At 49.4% G+C, this 19,381-nt stretch carries 15 protein-coding genes; 2 read left to right on the top strand and 13 right to left on the bottom strand.

From position 1 onward, the window contains the following. Window positions 1-89: 89 nt before the first annotated feature. From BRW63_RS03960 to BRW63_RS03935, 6 genes are all read right to left on the bottom strand, one after another. Window positions 90-1,076, bottom strand: a complete 987-nt coding sequence (locus BRW63_RS03960; RefSeq protein WP_073069631.1) for a M23 family metallopeptidase — start codon at window positions 1,074-1,076, stop codon at window positions 90-92. A gap of 245 nt (window positions 1,077-1,321) precedes the next feature. Further along, window positions 1,322-3,217, bottom strand: a complete 1,896-nt coding sequence (locus tag BRW63_RS03955) for a TolC family protein (protein WP_219898590.1) — start codon at window positions 3,215-3,217, stop codon at window positions 1,322-1,324. A gap of 288 nt (window positions 3,218-3,505) precedes the next feature. Beyond that, window positions 3,506-4,627 (bottom strand): ABC transporter permease, encoded by a 1,122-nt coding sequence (locus BRW63_RS03950; protein WP_073069629.1) that lies wholly within the window; start codon window positions 4,625-4,627, stop codon window positions 3,506-3,508. A 13-nt stretch (window positions 4,628-4,640) separates the two neighbouring features. Beyond that, complete coding sequence (locus tag BRW63_RS03945) at window positions 4,641-5,747, bottom strand: ABC transporter permease (RefSeq protein WP_073069628.1); 1,107 nt, start codon at window positions 5,745-5,747, stop codon at window positions 4,641-4,643. A gap of 5 nt (window positions 5,748-5,752) precedes the next feature. Continuing rightward, complete coding sequence (locus BRW63_RS03940) at window positions 5,753-7,753, bottom strand: ATP-binding cassette domain-containing protein (RefSeq protein ID WP_073069627.1); 2,001 nt, start codon at window positions 7,751-7,753, stop codon at window positions 5,753-5,755. A 21-nt stretch (window positions 7,754-7,774) separates the two neighbouring features. After that, window positions 7,775-9,079 carry an HlyD family secretion protein gene (locus BRW63_RS03935; protein WP_073069626.1) on the bottom strand — a complete coding sequence of 435 codons (1,305 nt, stop codon included), beginning with the start codon at window positions 9,077-9,079 and terminating at the stop codon, window positions 7,775-7,777. Between the two features lie 170 nt (window positions 9,080-9,249). Here BRW63_RS03935 and BRW63_RS03930 point away from each other — a divergent pair, with 170 nt between their 5' ends. After that, window positions 9,250-9,894 (top strand): TetR/AcrR family transcriptional regulator, encoded by a 645-nt coding sequence (locus BRW63_RS03930; protein WP_073069625.1) that lies wholly within the window; start codon window positions 9,250-9,252, stop codon window positions 9,892-9,894. 64 nt (window positions 9,895-9,958) lie between these two features. Here the strand turns inward: BRW63_RS03930 and BRW63_RS03925 are convergent, their stop codons facing one another. The 6 genes from BRW63_RS03925 to argS form a co-directional block, all read right to left on the bottom strand. Beyond that, window positions 9,959-10,354: a PIN domain-containing protein gene (locus tag BRW63_RS03925; RefSeq protein ID WP_181314412.1), complete on the bottom strand. Its 396-nt coding sequence runs from the start codon at window positions 10,352-10,354 to the stop codon at window positions 9,959-9,961. Continuing rightward, on the bottom strand, window positions 10,351-10,614 hold the full coding sequence (locus tag BRW63_RS03920) for an AbrB/MazE/SpoVT family DNA-binding domain-containing protein (protein ID WP_223257281.1): 264 nt from the start codon (window positions 10,612-10,614) through the stop codon (window positions 10,351-10,353). Before BRW63_RS03920 ends, BRW63_RS03925 begins: the two co-directional genes overlap by 4 nt. A gap of 57 nt (window positions 10,615-10,671) precedes the next feature. After that, entirely contained in the window at window positions 10,672-11,673 is a 1,002-nt protein-coding gene (locus BRW63_RS03915) for a DnaJ C-terminal domain-containing protein (protein ID WP_073069623.1), read from the bottom strand. 85 nt (window positions 11,674-11,758) lie between these two features. Next, a complete protein-coding gene (dnaK, locus tag BRW63_RS03910) occupies window positions 11,759-14,257 on the bottom strand; it encodes a molecular chaperone DnaK (protein ID WP_073069622.1) in 2,499 nt (832 codons plus the stop codon). 177 nt (window positions 14,258-14,434) lie between these two features. Continuing rightward, a complete protein-coding gene (locus BRW63_RS03905) occupies window positions 14,435-15,289 on the bottom strand; it encodes a DUF72 domain-containing protein (protein WP_073069621.1) in 855 nt (284 codons plus the stop codon). A 12-nt stretch (window positions 15,290-15,301) separates the two neighbouring features. Further along, window positions 15,302-17,086 (bottom strand): arginine--tRNA ligase, encoded by a 1,785-nt coding sequence (gene argS / locus BRW63_RS03900; RefSeq protein ID WP_073069620.1) that lies wholly within the window; start codon window positions 17,084-17,086, stop codon window positions 15,302-15,304. A 278-nt stretch (window positions 17,087-17,364) separates the two neighbouring features. Between argS and BRW63_RS03895 the strand changes: the two genes are divergently transcribed. Then, window positions 17,365-18,153: a C39 family peptidase gene (locus BRW63_RS03895; protein ID WP_073069619.1), complete on the top strand. Its 789-nt coding sequence runs from the start codon at window positions 17,365-17,367 to the stop codon at window positions 18,151-18,153. Here BRW63_RS03895 and nadC read toward each other — a convergent pair. Further along, the gene (gene nadC, locus BRW63_RS03890) at window positions 18,143-19,015 is read right to left on the bottom strand and encodes a carboxylating nicotinate-nucleotide diphosphorylase (RefSeq protein ID WP_073069618.1); all 873 of its coding nucleotides are present in this window, start codon (window positions 19,013-19,015) and stop codon (window positions 18,143-18,145) included. The two genes, BRW63_RS03895 and nadC, sit on opposite strands and share 11 nt — an antisense overlap. Between the last annotated feature and the right edge of the window lie 366 nt (window positions 19,016-19,381).

Raw genomic sequence — 19,381 nt, 5'->3', positions numbered from 1 at the left:
GTAGAATCGCCTATCTATCAAGAGAACGATCCCGCTTAAAGCAACCCTAGCTTTCAGTAAAACAGCGCTTGCAGTCAATTTCTGCGTGGTTACTGAACGGGTTTCGCAGGCGACTGAGCTACCTGCAACGCTTTCACTAAATCAGCCAGCGAGGTTTCTAACTGCGTTCCTGCATCCATCGCCACCCATCCTTCTGTGGTCAACTGCCGAAACTCAAAGTGTAAGTGAGGCCCGGTTGAGGCTCCGGTGCTGCCGACCCGCCCAATCACCATTCCTTGCTGCACGATATCTCCGGGTTTGACGAAGATCTCTGATAAGTGACCATAAAGCGTCTGCTGAGTGCCTTGATTGTGGTTGATTGCCACCGCTAGTCCATATCCACCAAAAAGGTCTGCAAACGCTACTTGACCTGCATAAGCTGCCAAAACGGGCGTTCCCATCGGTGCGCCTAGATCGGTGCCAGAGTGAAAGCGACTGTCACCTGTGATGGGGTGAACGCGCCAGCCAAAAACAGACGTAATCGCTGAGGGAATCGAGAGCGGAAAAATTAATCGAATATTGCCATTGCCGAGGCGAGCAGGAGGGCGAATCGTGCGATTGTAGTAGTCGCGCACGGTGCTATATTCTCGCCCGATCGCCGTGGTGCTACCCGGACTCGAACTCCAACCAATCCCCCTTGCTGAAACGCTGACGGAACCCAAATGCGTCGGAGTGACGTTGACGGGCGCGCTGACTTGATCGACCTGCACGACCTGAGCCGCAGGTGTAGGGTCGCGACGCTCGGTTGCCCCTACGCTGTAATGGGTGCGATCGATAAACAAATCTCCACTCTCGACGGGGGCGATCGCGCTAGGTGTCACCACCGGGGCCGCCAATTCAGGGGCAGGATCTAACGAGGCAGGAGCGGCTGGGGCTGGGGCAGAAGGAGCTAGTTCCAGAACGGGTGTCTGAGTTTGAGCGAGGGTTATGTCACTGCCCAAAAAGCCTGAACTGACCACACAACCGAGTCCGCACAGCAAAAGATAACGCTGATATCGTTTTTGAACGGTGGAAGCGGACGTTTTAGGATGAGTCATGGGGGCAATCCTCAAGGACATAAAGGGAAATGGTTGACACTTAATCTCTCGACAAGTCTTCTGGAAAGTAAGACTCTTTATACAAACACGACGTTCTTTATAAGTTATGCCTAATTCAATCAACAATGTGACAGATGATATTACATCAATGCCTTTTAGTTTATTGTGCCTTGAACTTATGCGATCGGAGCCAGAAAACCCGCAGCAATTAGAATTATTGATCTTCGCCTCTGCCTGCGGAATCACTATCGGGCAGCGATATTGCTAACGGCTCGTTGCAATTGGGCAAGAGAGAGGTTATAACCAATGATTGCACTGACCCGGTTGCCTTCTGCACGAGTCAAATCTGTCTCTGCGTTAATCACATCGGTTTGGGTTCCTACACCTGCTTGGAAGCGCAATCGAGCTAGTCGTAGTGCTTCGGCTGCCTGTCCGAGAGCCGTAGTTGTGGTGTCAATGTTGGCGCGGTTTGCCTGCAAATTGGTATAGGCTTGCTCAACCTGAAAGCGGACGTTGTTGCGGCTTTGGGCAAACCGAGATTCGGCAATTTCTTTGTTTCGCTCTTGCTGGGCTGCGCGGGCTTGAGCGGCTCCACCATCAAAAAAGTTCCATTGAGCTTGCAGAGCCAGGGTGTAGCCATTGCCTACATCCTTGACGGGTGCCTCAAAGCTCTTGAGCAGGTTGTAGCTAGCTGTCGCACTGACAGTCGGGCCTAACGCTGCTAATGCCGCTCGGCGCTGTTGCTCACTGACCTCTCGCTGCACTAATTGCGTTTCTAGTTCAGCTCGATTTTTATAAGCCAGGACGATCGTGTCTTCGATCGGCAAACCCCAAGTGCCAGCAGGCTGCACGGGGTCAGAAGTTGAGACGTTGAGCGACTCTGGTAAACTTAGACGCACAGCCAGTTGACGACGATTGATACCCTGAGTGGCGATCGCGTTGGTGAGTTGCTGTTGAGCATTGGCAAGTTGAACCTGCGATCGCAGCACATCAAACCGAGTGCCCAACCCTGCACGCTCTTGCGCCTGTGTGTCACTCAAACTTCTTTGGGCATTGATCACGGCTGCCTGATTAATTCGCACCTGTTCATTGGCACTTTGCAAATTGTAATAATCAGTTGTCGTGTCGAGTCGTAACTGCTCACGAGTCTGCTCAACCGTCAACTCAGCGGCTCTTACCAGCCGTTCTGCGGCCTTTCTTTGAGCACTGTTTCGACCCGATGTAAAAATGTCATAGTTGAGTTGAATCGCTCCACTCAGGCTGGTGCTGGGCGGGTTGGTGCTAGAAGCCCCAAATAGCTGAGATTGCGGTGATTGTGCTTGCACCTTTGCTGAAATGTCACCCGATGCACTCTGAGAGCGATTTAAACTAGACTGAAGTCCCACCGTGGGATAAAGCGTAGCTTGAGCTTCGCGTAACGCCGCTCGACTGCTTTCTAGCTGAAGTCTAACTACTTCAAGGTCACGGTTATTGCGCTCTGATAGCTCGATCGCTTGCTGCAAGCTGATCAGTTGAGTTCCGGCTAGGCGCACTTCGTCGGGGCGAGTCGGAAATAATAGCGGGTTGGCGGGTGAATTGAGGTAGGCAGGGGCAGGGGTTGGGTCAGATTTAGAAGTTGTAGGCGTAGGGGTAGGTGTGCCGGGGGTTGGTGTAGTGGTCGCTGGAGTCCGCGGAGATGACGCGGGAGGATTAGAGGGCGGAAGCGGAGTCGATCGGGGAGGCGTGACAGGCTTAGGAGTCTGAGCAACGGCTGAGTCTGAAGCCTTTTGTGGCTCGTTGGCAAAAACCTCGACGATTTTGGCACCCTCAAAGGACGGTTGGGCGATCGTCGGTTTCGTCTCCGATCGGGGCTTTTTCGCCTCAGCTAAGAGGGAGGGCACTTTTTTGGCACGTTCAGCCGAGACTTTCTGCACGCTGCCGCCAAAGGTTTGGACAATTCTGACGATCGTCACAGGTTTGGTAGGGGTCGAAGCAGCTTCACCCTCAAAGGTGGCGGCGATCGTTTTGAGGGGGGGTGACTGAGCGGCAAGATTAGAGCGTTTCTGGGGCTGACCAGAAGGCGATGTCTGTGAATAAGCTGCACCCACAGAGCCAAAAGCGATCAAAGCTCCCACACCCACTTGAATTAAATGAAGAAACATTTTCATACGATTCTTGGTTAGCCCACAGACTAAAGAAACTAGCTTTACAGACTGGTTGAGACTGAGATTTAACGTTAATTCGATGAAGCTTTTCGCTGCGGTTACAAATCTGGGTTGCCCCCTAAGTCCCCCAGAATTGGGGAATTTAGGGAGCAGAAGCCCTAAAGAACGAAGCGAAAGAACTCATCGAACTAACGTAAATTCAAGGAGCCTATCTCTCCCAGCGATAAATTTCAGATCGACAACCTTAAGCAGGATAACGCTTGTGCTGTCGATCAAACAAACGATTTAGCTTAATTGCGTCCGAAATTTGTAGGTGCTAATTGCCAGCAGAGCGACTGCAAAAGCCGTAAGGGCGATCGCTTCGGGGTAAAGCACCTCTAACCCGTTGCCCTTGAGGAGAACCCCACGAACAACCTTGACATAGTGCCGCAGTGGGTTAAACAGCGACAATATCTGAAAAAATCGCGGCATACTTTCAATGGGCGCGATCGCCCCTGACAGTTGGATCAGCGGCAAATTGATAAAAAAAGAAGTGAGAATCGCCTGCTGCTGGCTCCGCGAAACCGTGGCTAAGAGAAATCCGATCCCGATGCCCACGCAGATATAGAGTCCTGAGAAGCCCATGAATAAGAAAAAGTTCCCTCGAAAGGGGACGTGAAAGACCAGAGTGGCAACGGTCACTGCTAGCATAACCTCTCCTAACAGCAAGACAAATAGCGGCACCACTTTCGCCAAAATGATCTCCCATGCGGCGGCTGGAGTCATCAACAATTGTTCTAAGGTGCCCGTATCTTTTTCTCGCACGATTGCCGACGTGGACACAAGCGAGCTACCTAAATTCAGCACCAGTCCCAAAACGCCGGGCACGATAAACCAGCTAGAAATCAATCCTGGATTGTAGAGAATGGTGACTTGGGTCTCGATCGGCGCTTGATTTTGAGGAGCCAATTGCTGACTGAAGTGATTGATAATCTGGGCGGCGTAACCACTGGCAATTCCGGCAGTGTTGGCATCGACGGCATCAATCAGAACTTGCACTTCTGCGGGATGATCGCTCTTGAGATCGCGGTTAAAGGTCGGTGGGATTACCAGCCCAGTTATGATTTCGCCTCGCCGAACTTGCTCACCCAAAATCTGCTCATTGGGTGGAGCGCGATCGACTCGAAACACACCATTTGCAGTTAAGGCTGACACCAATTCTCGACTCATCGGCGTGTTGGAATAATCAACCACTCCTAACTTGAGGTTTTGCACATCGGGATTCAACGCCAACCCAAAAATCAACAGTTGTATCGTTGGCGGAAACACCAATAGAAAAATCAACTGTTTATTCCGCAAAATCTGACCGATTTCTTTAACGGTCAATGCCCAAAAACGACTTTCGATTAAACGACGCAGCAGTTTCATCACTCAAAGCCCTCTAACCTGGTAATTGCATTCGACCCAGAATGCGACGGGCGATGTTAAACAGCACAAACGCCAACACTACCAAACACACCTGAGCCACCCAAACGCCTTCCCATCCCGTGCCTCGCACAAAGGCATCCCGGCTGATCTCAATAAAATAGCGAGCCGGAACAATATTAGTCACGAGTGACAACGGAAACGGAATGTTACTCAGTGGATAGATAAATCCTGACAACAGCAATGCTAATAAAAAGCCTGCGGTTGCTACACCTTGAACGGCAACACTCCGATTATTAGCCCGGACACCAATGAGCAAACCAAACATAATGCTGGCGATCAAAAAGATACCCGTCCCGATTAAAAAAGGACTCGGATCACCCACAAACCAAATGCGAAAGATTGCACATCCTAAGCCGATCACAAATATCGCTTGCCCAATGCCAACCACCAAATAGGCGAGACATTTGCCTAACAGCAACTCAGCCGCGCTGATGCTAGAAGCGTAGGCTTGCAAAATCGTGCCCTGTTCTTTTTCTCGCGACATCGCCAACGCTGCCAACAGTGATGGATAAATCGCCAAAATCACGCCAAACACTCCCGGCACAATGTAGAGCGATTCTCGCCGCCCCGGATTAAACCAGAGACGCAACCGTGGTGTGATTTTGCTCGTTCCTGACATCAGATTCTGATCTTGCAAAAAAGATCGCGTGAAGGCTTGAATGCTGTTCTTAATGACTCGCGCATTGTTGACATCGGTGCCGTCAATTAATACCTGTAGCTGACTGGTTTTTCCGGCGGCGATGCCTCGACTAAAGTCAGGCGGGATGATCACAGCAGCTTTAGCAATGCCGCGATCGAGCGCATCCTGCATGGGGTCATCTCCGCTCCACTGGGCTGGCACAAACTGATTGGTTTGATATAATCCCTCGGTATATCGTCGGCTGAGATTGCTGCGATCGAAGTCTTGCACGACGATCGCAATATTTTTTGCCTCTAATCGGATGGCAAATCCGAAGATAAACAGCGTCATCACAGGTAAAATAAACGCCAGCGCCAGGGTGAGGCGATCGCGACGAAACTGCGCTAATTCTTTGGTGCATTGGGCGAGAATTCGTTTCATGTTGGCTACGGTTCCTCTGGAGTTGCGCTTTGCGCTAACCGCTGCACGACTCCGATAAAAGCATCTTCGAGCGAGAATGGGATTGGACGCAGAGAATGAATGGTGAGATTGGCAGATTTGAGCAGCGATCGCACGATCGGAATGTCACGATCGGGATCGTCAAGGACTATATGAAGGCGATCGGCAAAGATCGAAACTCGCCAAGACTCCATCTGCTGTTTGAGTAAATTAGAAGCCGCTTGAGTTTGGTCGATGACCACTTCAATCAACTGTCCTGGTTGGGATGCTTTGATCTGGCTGGGCGACCCTTCTGTCACGATTTCACCCGCCACCATAAAACTCATGCGATTGCACTGTTCGGCTTCTTCCAAATAGTGGGTGGTGACTAAAACGGCCGTACCATTGCGGGCGAAATCGTTGATTAACTTCCAGAATTGACGACGCGCTAGTGGGTCAACGCCAGAGGTCGGTTCGTCGAGAAACAGAATATCGGGTTCGTGCATGACTGAGGCACCAAACGCGACGCGCTGTTTCCAACCGCCCGGAAGCTGTCCGGTGAGCATGGTTTCTCGTCCGTCGAGTCCGCAGGTGGCGATTACCCAGTCAATTTTTTCGCGTCTCAGCCTGCGAGGCACTCCATATACGCCGCTATAAAATTCCAGGTTTTGCAGAATGGTTAAGTCATCGTAGAGGGTGAATTTTTGGCTCATGTAGCCAATTCGTCGCCTGAGTTCGCTGCTGCGGAGATTTCCGCGTTCTCCTCCGAGTGAAATATCGCCAGAACTGATGGGCAGCAATCCACACAGCATTTTAATCGTGGTGGTTTTTCCGGCTCCGTTGGCTCCAAGTAAGCCAAAAATTTCGCCGTAGCGCACTTCGACATTGACATTTTTAACGGCCCGAAAGCTGCCAAAACTCCGATTTAGGTTGTGAGAATAGATCGCAAAATCAGAGGAAGATCCTGTAGTGACGTTTCGATTGCCGCCTCGCGATCTCGGAAACTCAAAAAACTCCGGTGCCGATCCCTGCTGGCGCAATCGAGTCACAAACACATTTTCTAGTGTGGGTTCAGCGAGTTCGATCGTGTCTGCTTGCAGGTGGTTTTGGCGAAATAATTCACGCACCTGAGATTCTCCTGTTTGCGGATCACTCACCAGCACATCTAAGCGATCGCCAAACGTCTGCACATCCACGATCGCATCGGACTCAGATAGCGTAGTCAACACTTGCTCGGCTGCCTGCAACTGGGGCGTATGCACTTCGAGGCGATGCAGTCCTAAACTGTTTCTCAGTTCGGCGGGTGTGCCAATCTGCTGAATCTGACCGTCATACATCAGCGCCACTCGATTGCAGCGTTCTGCTTCATCTAGATAAGGAGTTGCCACCACGATCGTCACCCCTTCTTCGGATGACAGTGCTGCCAACACATCCCAAAACTCGCGCCGGGAAACGGGATCAACGCCCGTCGTCGGTTCGTCAAGCAACAGCACTTGAGGCTGGGACACAAGCGCACAGCACAACGCAAGTTTTTGCTTCATGCCGCCCGATAGCTCTCCGGCAAGGCGATCGCCAAATTTCTCTAAATTCATCAAGCGCAGATATTTTTCGCGCCGCTCCGAAAATTGACGATCGGGCACTTGCCGCAATCCACCCACATAGCGCAAATTTTCGTCAATGCTGAGATCCAGATACAACGAAAATTGCTGAGTCAGATAGCCAATTTTTAATCGCGCATCTCGTGGCGGTTGTCCCAACACCTGCACATCCCCTGCTGTCGCCTCCATCACGCCGCCGAGAATGTGAAACGTCGTCGTCTTGCCTGCACCGTCCGGCCCAATTAGCCCAAAGACTTCGCCGCGTCGCACCGAGAAATCAACTCCCTGAACTGCCGCCACCCGATCGTAGTGTTTGTGCAAACCGATCACGCGAATCACATCGTCTGAAGCCGCAGGATCAGTGGGCCGAACTTCTGTGATCTGGCTATTCGTCACCGTTTTTTGAGTCATGACTCCAGCCTCCAGAGGGCATCATTTAGTCTCTAAAGTGATTTCTCCGTCGGCTGGCATTCCAGGTTTAGCAAAGCCTTTGGTATCGTTGATCGTCAGCTTCACCCCAAACACTTGGTTGACGCGATCGTTGCGAAAATAAATATTTTCTGGCGTAAACGATGCTTTGGGATCGATCGCCGACACCTTAGCCGTCAGCCCTTGACTAGGATTGGAGTCGAGAAAAATCTTGGCAGGTTGACCTACGCGAACTTTGCCAATCTCGCCCTCTGGCACATAGCCCCGCAGATAAACCGAAGTCAGATCCATCACCGTTAGCATCGTTTTGCCCGGAGCGACCACTGCCCCAGGCTCGATCGGGCGGGCTGTCACCACGCCTGCGATTGGGCTGGTTACATTCAAATAATTAAGCTGCGCCTGAATTTCTTTTTGCTTCTCTTGAGCGGTTTTGATCTGAGCTTGCGCCTGTTTGAGTTGAGCGACTGCCTGCTGGCGCTGTTGATAAAATCCCGACAGTTGAGCGCCTCGAATGTCAGGATTAATGCCCGTTGTCTGCACCTGCGTAAAGCCGCCTTTAGCTGCACTCAGTTGATCACGAGCCGCATCCACGCTTGCTCGACGCGCTAAGAGTGTTGCCTGAGCAGTTTCCACCGATGCTTGAGCCGTCTCAAAGGCGGTTTGCGCTTGGTCAAACTGCTGTCGATTGACCGCACCTTGAGAAACTAGCTGGGCATAGCGATCGCGATCTGTGGCAGCAAATCTCTGCGACGACTGAGCTTGTCTGACCTGCGCCTCAGCTTGTTTGACTTGGGCGATCGCTTCTGCGAGTTGAGCGTTTGCCGCTGAAACAGTGGATTGTGCCTGACTAATTCGCCCGGTGGCATCGCCTTTCGACTGTTTTAGATTGAGTTCTGCTTCCCGAATCTTGCTGTCGATGCCATCAATTTGAGACTGGGCTTGCTGCGCTTGCTGTTGGGCAGAAGTTATATTTGCAGTTGCGCCTCTAAGCTGTGCCTGAATTTCTTCATCATTGATTCGCACCAAGACCTGTCCTTTCTTAACTTCGTCGCCTTCGCGCACCGCAATAAAATTTACCCGTCCGCCCGTTTTTGCACCGATGTCTGTCTCATAGCCCTCGATCCGACCGCTTAAATGCAGGGTCGTTGGCTCTGGATGAGGCATCAAACGCCAGACTCCATAGCCGATCGCCGCGATCGCCAGACCGATCGGAATCACTAACAAAGGTTTAGGAATCCGCCGCCCTTCAGGCTTTAACTGTGGCGAATCTGGAAGCTGGTTGATCGGTGGGGGAACAAGCTGAGTCATGGTGATAGGCCTAGAGGATGCGCTATGAAAGAAACTCTTGGCAGTCAAAAATAAAATGCTTTAAGCTTTCGATCATACTAGACCGTCTAGTATGATTAAACAACGCTCGTTAGAAAAAGTTAATACGCGAAGAAATGGTTTCCTGCCCATCGAGCAATAATCTGTGATTCATGACCTCATTAGACGTTGTTCCTTTTAGCATCACCCCTAAGCAAGAACAGATTTTGCAGGGAGCCATGCGCGTGTTTCTCAGTTGTGGCTATGCGGGCACCAGCATGGATCGTGTTGCCACAGAAGCGGGCGTTTCCAAGCAAACGATCTACAGCCACTTCACCAATAAAGAAGGGCTGTTTAAAGCGTTATTAGAGTGGATGACACTCTCCCGATTCCAAGAAGTCTATGACGGGGGGCAGTTGCGGGGTGAGCCTGCGATCTTATTGAGGCAAGTTGCCAAGATTTACGGCTCTAAAGTTGCAGATCAAAATTATTTGTGTTTGATCCGGCTGGTTATTGCAGAGTCCGATCGCTTCCCAGAATTAGCAAAATTATTCACAACCACGGTCATCAAGCAAGGGCGACACTTACTCAGCCAATATTTTGAAACCCATCCAGAACTCGGCATTGCTGACCCTGAAGCGATCGCGCAAATCTTTTTCGGTTCTCTTGTGTCTTATATGTTGGTGCAGCACATCCTGCACGGCAAAGACGTAATGCCAATGGACTACGATCGCCTAGTCACAAGCTTAATTAATCTAATTCTCGCGCAATCAAACCAGGATCACAAATCAGGTTCCAACTATCAAGCTGACTCCTAACTTTTTCACGACTTCTGCCTAACAAGACTTTTTGCTGGATATTGGGCTATCTCTATCTATCCAGCTACAACAATCTAATTCCTTCGACACCTTGCAGCTTGGCATCAAAAGAAGCGGTTTCTACACACTTCATTTGTTGATTTACTTTCAGAATCAAATAGTCTGAGAAGTCAGCCCCTCCTCGCTTCATTTGTTGAACTGCCCACCATGCCGCTTCTTGATTCTCAAACACAAAAATGTTAGTTCTTAGCAGTTTCTCCACTGTATCAATCAGCTCTGATCTGCTAAGTTTATAGCCCGATCGCAGCACCCAGACCACTTCACAGAGAACAATATTGTTGATAAAACAAGTCTCGGTCGTATCTAGAGCATTATTAATATACTGATCAGCCAGTTGCCATTGTTCCTCGTTATCTCGCAACAGATATCGGAGGATGACGTTTGTATCTAGCCCTCTCAACTTGATTCTCCAGCACATCGAGCGATCGCTTCATCCATTTTCTCAATAGAAAGAGGTTTTCTCTCTGGCTTATATAGCATTGCAGATAGCTGCCGAACATCGATTTTTGCAGGTTGAAGATAGACTTTGCCATCTTCAGAGATCACAAACTCGACTCGATCGCCCGGATGCAGATTTAGCAATTCACGAACATCCTCTGGAATTGGAGTCTGTCCATCGCTACTAACCTCTGTGGTAAACATTTCCACTAGATTTTCCATGCTCTATAATTTGTATTAAATCTTTCAATCCAGTCTAGGATATTGGGTGATTTAGGCTTACCCAAGCAAATTTGCACGAGGATTAAACGTTTCTAGCTGGCGCAGCTTTTCATAAAGTTCGCGTTCTTGAGTTGTTAGCTCTTTAGGCATGACGATTTGCAACTCAACAATTTGGTCGCCCCGTTCTTTAGGCGCGTCGCCCCGCGCATCACTGCCGACTTCGGGATAGCCTTTGTTTGCCAATCGCAAGCGCTGACCCGATCGTACACCGCCCGAAATCGTCATTTTCACCAAACCATCTAAGGTTGGGACTTCGATCGCGCCGCCCAAAACTGCCTCACTCGGCGTAATCGGCAACTGACAGACGACATCAGAACCTTCTAACTTAAAAAATGGGTGCGGCGATACCTCAATTTTGAGATACAAATCTCCGCCAGACATCCCCTGCCCTTTTAGCCGAATGCGCTGCCCTGTGATCATGCCAGCGGGCATATTGACTTCGAGCGATCGTCCATCTTCTAGCCGAATGCGCTCCCGTCCACCTGAATAGGCTTTTTCTAGCGGCACAGTCAGACGCGCTTCAGCATCGCGACGAGTCGTAGTCGATCGGGCACTCGGCACGGTATAGCTCGTTTTGCTGCTGCCGGGACGATAATAGTCAGTTTGAGGCGGTCGGGTGCTGGTGGTATTGGTGGTGACTCGCCGATTTAACAACTGATCGACAAAATCGTTGAAGTTGCGATATTCGCCAAAATCGACTTCTTGAGCGCCATTACCAGTCGTTTTATTCCAGACATTCTTCGCCGCTCTTGCGGCTCCTTGAAACCCTTGCTGTTGCCAGAATTTTCCGAACTGATCATATTGCGATCGCTTGGTGACATCCCCCAACACCTCGTAAGCTTCGCTGAGTTCCTTAAACTTGTCCTCCGCCGCTTTATTGTCGGGGTTGACATCGGGGTGATATCGACGCGCTAACTTTCGATACGCTGTTTTGATCTCATCGCTCGACGCATCTCTTTCGACCCCCAAGATTTCGTAATAGTTTCGGAAATTCTGCATAGCATTAGAGCAAGTTTGAGGTTTGAAGTTTAAGGTCTGAGGATCAAGTTTGGGGCAACTTAGCCCTCGTCATTCAGCTACTTTTTTAGAGCCAATCGTCTTCGTCGTCCCAATTATCTCGATCGTAGTTGGGGCGACTCGGACGCTTTTTAGAAGTGTCGCCTCGGCTAGGACGACGACTCTCGGAAGCGTTGTTGCTATAGGGATCACTTTGAGAATCGCGTCTGGGCAAATCAGTGTCACCATTGCGTCTCGGAGCTTCGTAGTCACGACTTCCAGTATCACTACGCGATGGGCGGGCGGGCGGATAATCACGATCGGCTCTAGGCGAGTCGGCATCGCGATTGCGTCTCGGAGCATTGTAGTCGCGGTCGCTATGAGAATCGCGAGAATCTCGATTAGGCGCGTTGTAATTGTCATTTTGCCGGGGTGAATCGTAGCCACGATCGCGGGGCACGTTGCCATCGTTGCTTTGTCTGGGCGCATCATAGTCGCGGTTGCGGCGCGGCTCACTCGCTGGATAGTCGCGAGGCACAGAATTATAGCCGTCTCGCGAGTCACGTCTCGGTGAGTCATAGTCGCGTCGAGCGGAGCCATCGTAGGGATCTCGACTCCCAAACGAGTCACGACGCGGCGTATCCCAATCGTTATCTCGTCGTGCGCCATAGTCATAAGGGTCGCGACGATCGTTGTAATAATCGTAATCGTCGTCATCGTCCAGAAAGAAATTTTTAATCGACTCAAAGAATCCGCCTTCTTCGTCACCCTGATTTTGCTGGTAGACTTCGCGATTTAGGTCGTAGAGAGCGTCTTTGAGGTCAGCTTCAGCAAGGTCAACGCCGCGATCGTTGTTGTCTGCCAGAGCCTCGCGCAGTTGCCGAGTTAATGGCTCGATGCGAGAACGGTAGCTGCTGACAAACTGCATCCCAAAATCGAGGGTGGCTTCTCGCAGTTGCCGTTCGGCTTGAAAGGTGAGCGCTTCAGCCCGATTGCGCTTCTCGACTTTTTCTTTGCGAAGCCGATCGACCTCTGCAAACTCTTCGGCGTTGCGAATCATCTGCCGCACCTCTTCTTCGCCCAGTGTTGAAGCGCCTTGGACGGTGATGCTTTGCTCTCGCCCGGTTGTGCGATCCATCGCGGTGACTTGCAGAATGCCGTTGGCATCCACGTCAAACGACACCTGCACTTGCGGAATGCCTCTCGGTGCAGGCGGAATGCCCATCAGCTTAAAGCGACCGAGCGATTTGTTGCCCGATGCCATATCTCGTTCGCCTTGCAAGATGTGGACTTCCACCATTGTCTGGTTGTCTTCTGAGGTCGAGAAGGTGTCTGATCGGCGAGTCGGAATCGTGGTGTTGCGTGGAATCAATTTTTTCATGACTCCGCCGATCGTCTCCAACCCAAAAGACAGCGGCGTGACATCTAGCAGCAGAATGTCTTTGATTTCACCCGCGAGAATTCCTGCCTGAATCGCTGCCCCAACCGCGACGACTTCATCGGGATTGACGTTTTGATTGGGTTCTTTGTTGATAATCGATCGCACGACTTGCTGCACCATCGGGATTCGAGTCGAGCCGCCCACTAACACAATGTCATCGATATCCATCGGGGTCATGCCCGCATCGCGAAACGCCTGTTTGAGGGGTCCGCGCAGCCGAGAAAGTAAGTCGCCACAAAAGCCTTCAAACTGCGATCGGGTCAAGCGAGTTTCAATATGCAGGGGGCCTTCTGCATTGGCATCGATAAAGGGTAGGTTAATCTCGGTGACTGCGACCCCAGATAGCTCAATTTTTGCTTTTTCGGCGGCTTCAGTTAGGCGCTGCAAGGCTTGACGATTTCGCCGCAAATCAATTTTTTCTTTTTCTAGAAATTCTTCTGCTAAGAAGTCCACAATTTTTTCGTCAAAGTCATTGCCTCCTAGCTGCGTGTCGCCGCTGGTGCCTTTGACCTCAAATACGCCATCGCCGACTTCGAGAATGGATACGTCAAATGTGCCACCGCCCAAGTCAAACACTAGGATAGTTTCACTTTGTCCCCGATCGAGTCCATAAGCTAACGATGCCGCAGTTGGCTCATTGAGAACGCGCTTCACATCTAAGCCTGCAATTCGCCCAGCGTCACGGGTTGCCTGTCGCTGCGAGTCATTAAAATAAGCCGGAACGGTGATCACGGCTCCGGTAATCGGTTCACCCAAATATCGAGCGGCTTCGGCTGCCAACTTCTTGAGAATCATTGACGAAATTTCTTCGGGGGCAAAGTCGCGATCGAGCCGCGGACATTTGATCCGAATATTGCTCACTTCGTCTTTGCGAATCGTATAGGGCACGCGCTTCGACTCAGGTGACAGTTCGCTATATTTGCGACCAATAAAGCGTTTGACCCCAAAAAAGGTGTTTTGGGGGTCGAGCACCGATTGCCGTCTTGCCATCTGCCCGACTAGCCGTTCGCCCTCCTTATTAATGCCGACGACGGAGGGCGTTGTTCGCATTCCTTCTGCGTTGGCGATCACAACAGGCTTTCCGCCTTCCATGACTGCTACCACCGAGTTTGTAGTCCCCAAGTCAATACCGACTACTCTTCCCATGCCTTGCGATGCTCCTCGCGTGTCTAACTAAATGTTGAGAACTTTTGCTGGATTCATTCTATCTTGCTAGTGAGGAAGTCAAGAGATTCCGTCTAGCGATCGTTCCTATAGCTCGACCTGCTTTCTAGCCTCAGTGCAAGGCTTCAGTTTATTTGCTGGGTCGCTCTAATTCCTTCTTTAGAACAAATCTAGCTGAGTCGGAGTTTGCTCAAGTGAGTCCCACGGGAGCGGCGGAATGGAAATGTTCTGTTTTTGAAGGAGATGCTGAAAGTGACGAGCAGTTTGCGGCGATCGCTCCTCAACAGGACAATGCACAAAGAAATAAACGGTCGTTCCTTGTTTGAGCCAGCGATCGACGATTTTGACCCATTCTTCTAAATAGACTTGATTCATCTCTAGATTGGGATGGCTGATGAACCGAATTAGACTGAACGGCGCAGTGACGATCGGTTGCAGTGGCACGTTGGGTTTTCGGCGCTCAGAACCAATCTGCGGATCGTCAGGTGCATTATAAATAGGGCGAGTGTCGAGCAAAACTCGTCCCACGTTGAGATCTTTTAGCATCGCATTGAGGCGGCTGTTATGAGGCTCTTTAAACCAATCGAGATGCCGAACTTCGACCGCTAGAGGCGATTTATTTCTAGCCCAACCTTCTAGAAAACTTGCCAAATCATCGAAATTTGCAGGACTGTAGCTCGGAGGAAGTTGGGCAAACATTGAACCTAAACGATCGCCCAATCCTTGCATTTGTTCTAAAAACTTCAACGCGCCCGGAAGCGAAGGTTTTAACAAATGATTGTGGGTTAGCGTTTTTGGCAACTTTAAACAGAACTTAAATCCAGGCGGTGTTTCTGCTGCCCATCGTGAAACAGTCTCTGAATCAGGAATCGAGTAGAAAGTTGTATTGCCTTCTACTGTGGTGAAGCGACGACTATAGAGATTGAGATAGTCTGACGATCGACTCTTGACCGGAAATAAATCTCCGACCCAACCTTTATAAGCCCAGATTGCACAGCCAATGTAAAAGTTCATAATGTTTAGGTTCTACATTCGCTCTAGCACTCGAATTCCTAATAAAGACAATCCCAGTTTTAACGTTCGAGCAGTCAGATCGCACAACATCAACCGAGACGTTTTTATAGAGTCTTCAGCTTGCAAAACGGGACAACGATCGTAGAACTGATTAAATTTTTGACTCAGTTCAAACAAATATTGACACAGCCGATTTGGAAACAGATCTTGACCTACTTGATCTAAAGCATCTTCTAACTGCAACAGATGTTTTGCTAACGTTAATTCTGTCTCTTCGTGCAGCAGAATCTTTGCGTCAGATCCCAAGTTTTGAAAGTCAATCTCACCTTTCCGACTAATTCCTTGAACTCGCACATAAGCATAAAGCATATAGGGTGCTGTGTTGCCCTGAAGCGCCAGCATTTTGTCGTAACTAAAAATATAGTTACTAGTGCGGTTTTGGCTCAAGTCAGCATATTTGACTGCACTAATTCCGACAATTTGAGCAGCGTTAGCAATGAATTCTTCTGTTTCTTGACGACCTTCTTCTTGAAGTCGCGCTTCTAGATCTGCACGGGCACGATCGACCGCTTCATCTAATAAATCGCGTAGCCGAATTGTGTCGCCCGATCGCGTCTTTAACTTCTTGCCATCTTCACCTTGAACGAGTCCAAACTGAACGTGTTCAATGTCCACATCTTCAGGAATCCACCCCGCCCGACGCGCCACCTGAAACACTTGAGCGAAGTGGTTTGCCTGTCCTGCATCGGTCACATAAATTAGTCGCTTTGCCTGATCTTGCTGAATTCGATACCGAATTGCGGCTAAATCTGTCGTCGCGTAATTATATCCTCCGTCTGACTTTTGAATAATTAGAGGTAATGGTTGCCCTTCTCGATTCTGAAAGCCTTCTAGAAAAACGCATTTTGCACCTTGATCTTCAACAAGCAAGCCTACTTTTTCTAAATCTTCAACCACCGAAGCCAAAAGCGAATTATAAAAAGATTCACCGCGTTCGGTAATGCAAATGTCCAGCAGATTATAGATAACTTGAAACTCTTTTCGAGACTGTTCGCACAGCAAATTCCAAGCCCGAAGCGTGTCTTCTGCGCCTGATTGCAGCCGCACAACTTCGTGTCGAGACTTCTCTTGAAAGTCTGGATCTTCGTCGAACCGTTGTTTTGCTTTTTTGTAGAACGCAACTAAATCACCCAAGTCCAAAGCATCCGCAGTGGTCAGTGCTTCCGGGCAAACTTCACGCAAATAGGTAATCAGCATTCCGAACTGAGTGCCCCAATCTCCAACATGGTTTAGTCGCAGAACTTCATGTCCTTGAAACTCCAAGATTCGAGCAATGCAATCACCGATGATGGTCGATCGTAGATGCCCAACGTGCATCTCTTTCGCAATATTGGGACTCGAAAAGTCTACGATCGTCCGCTTCGGCTTTTTGACAGCTTCCACCCCTAAACGATCGTCAATTTGAAAAGCCGAAAGTCTTGCCGCTAGATACTCTGGCTTGAGGGTGAAATTAATAAATCCCGCGCCTGCGATCGCCGGAGGCAAACAAACGTCAGAGACATCAAGCTGCTGAATTAACTCTTCAGCGATCGCTCTTGGTGCTTTCCCTAAACGCTTTGCCAATGCCAATGGCGCATTCGACTGATAATCTCCAAACTTCGGATTGCTCGTCGGAACCAGCATCGGGTCGGCTCCTGCTAGATCTTCTCCAAATGCAGCAATCAAGGCTTGTTCAAAGCGGTTTTTTAGCTGTGCGATTACCCCTTCAGAGGACTGTGAAGCATTCGTAGCATTCATAATTTCAAAGCCTGTAAGCAAAACATCACTCGGATTTAACTATATATAAGATAGCGACCCGGCTCTTTATCATTTAGTAAGAGCGATCGTTTAAGCAAGGAAACCGTTAAACTCTATTAAAAAAATCCTTAATGTTTCTTGATTGATCTAACCTACTCCTGCTGTCTGGAAACTTCCATCTACAGCATGAATCCTTCTATAGTTACTCCGCTAGAAATTGGGAACGCTAAACCCAACTTCTTATGATCTACCACTACTAGAAATTAACGGATGCCCCCATGACACTCAGGCTCAAAATTCTTACCCAAACTACTTTCAAAAGAAAGCCGCTTCAGTCTTCAGAACTTCCTGAAGACTTCAAGCAATCTATTCAGGCTGGCAAAGAGTTTGAACTCGACTCCTTCGACATTGAGCGCGATCATGCTAGATGCTTTTTTTCTAAGGACGCGTTCAAAGATACTAACGTTTGGTATGTTTTTGGCAAACACGCAGAGATCCGAAGAGATGGAGTTCGAGTCTTTCCTAAGCCCATTCCCAATAGCATCAAACTCAATATTCCTTATAAATCTCAACGCGACAATGAGTTAAACCCCAACGGTGCTTGCAACGTCACCTCTCTTACCATGTGCTTTGAGTTTTTGGGCATCAAGCGCAAGACCAAAGTAGGTCAGTTTGAAGACGAACTTTACGATTACGCCGAAAACAATGGGCTGAGTCGCCACGATCCTCACGATCTCGCTCTAATCGCTGAACGTTACGGCGCTCGCGATGATTTTAGAGCCGATGCCACGATCGCTCAAGTCAAAGAGTGGCTATCTGATGGTAAGCCCGTGGTCATTCACGGATACTTCACTGATTTTGGTCACATTGTCGTTCTCACTGGCTTTGACGAAAACGGGTTTATCGTGAACGATCCTTACGGCGAATGGTATTCGTGGGGATACGATCGCAACGCCCTCGGCTTAGAAGACAACAAAGGAAAATCTGTCCACTACTCCTACAGCATGATTACTCGCTTGTGCATCCCAGATGGCAACTTTTGGGTTCACTTTATTTCTAAGGCTTGACAAATCTCATGCTTAGGTCTAACCAAGGCGATCGCGTCACTGGCGCACTGCTCGAAATGTAATCCACCCCAGTTTCCGCGATCGCCCGAATCGTCTCGATCGTCACATTCCCCGAAGCCTCAATCTTAATCCGCTCATTGCTCTGCCGAATTCTTTGCACTGCACTCCGCATCAAATCAAGCGGCATATTATCTAGCATAATGATGTCTGCCTGATGCTGCAAAGCCTCTTCAACCTGGTCTAAGTCTTCCGTCTCGACTTCAATTGATAAGGGATAAGGAATGTGAGCGCGAACTTGTGCGATCGCCGCTCCAATTCCACCCGCTGCCACAATGTGGTTATCTTTAATCATCACGGCATCATCTAGTCCCATCCGGTGATTGACTGCTCCTCCAACCTGAGTCGCATATTTTTCTAGCACCCTTAACCCTGGCGTTGTCTTCCTCGTATCCACCAGTCGAGCAGGAAGATCTTTAATTTTCTCCACATACCTACGAGTCATTGTTGCGATCCCGCTCAACCGCATCGCTAAATTGAGTGCAACCCGTTCTCCTGTAAGCAATGCATCAAAAGGTCCTTGAATTTCGGCGATCGTCTCTCCTTTTTGATAAACGCCTCCTTCTATAGCTAGCGCTTTGAATGTCACGCACGGATCTAATAAGTAGAAAACTCTAGCAGCGATCGGTAATCCAGCCACCACCCCATCCTCTTTAACCATCAAGATCGCATGATTTTGTCCAGTGCCAGAAGGAAAAAGGCTTTGAGTGGTGCGATCGCCCCGTCCAATATCTTCTATGAGCCAGTCTTGAAGATAGCGATCAAGAATAACGAAAGGCGGTGATGCAGCAGTTGAAGTATTCACGACGATCCCAAGACTGACACAACACTAATCTGTTAATTGGTTCTCCGATCAAGAATGCATAAGTTAGCAGAGCGCTTTATTCAATTGAAAGCCCTTTCGATGCTAAATCTAGAAAGCTATTTTCTACACTATTAATAATGCCCGCTTTGTGGTACGTGAGCCATTTTAATCGGCGAATTGCGTTACTTCCTAAAAGCCTAAGGTTCTCTAAACGCTTGCTGACTGTTCGCTTCAGCTTTCCTTTGCTGATTCCCCAAACTTTCCACAGATTTTGCTTGACACGGTTCGCCTTGCCAAGTTATATTAGTCAAGCGGGTGAGAGGAACGGACGCGAAAGCGAAGGTTCTTCCCGTGCTGAACCAAGAC

This window comes from Phormidesmis priestleyi ULC007, assembly GCF_001895925.1.
Lineage (GTDB): Bacteria > Cyanobacteriota > Cyanobacteriia > Leptolyngbyales > Leptolyngbyaceae > Phormidesmis_A > Phormidesmis_A priestleyi_A.
Note: the sequence above shows the minus strand (reverse complement) of the source record. Positions and strands in the feature narration are given on the sequence as shown.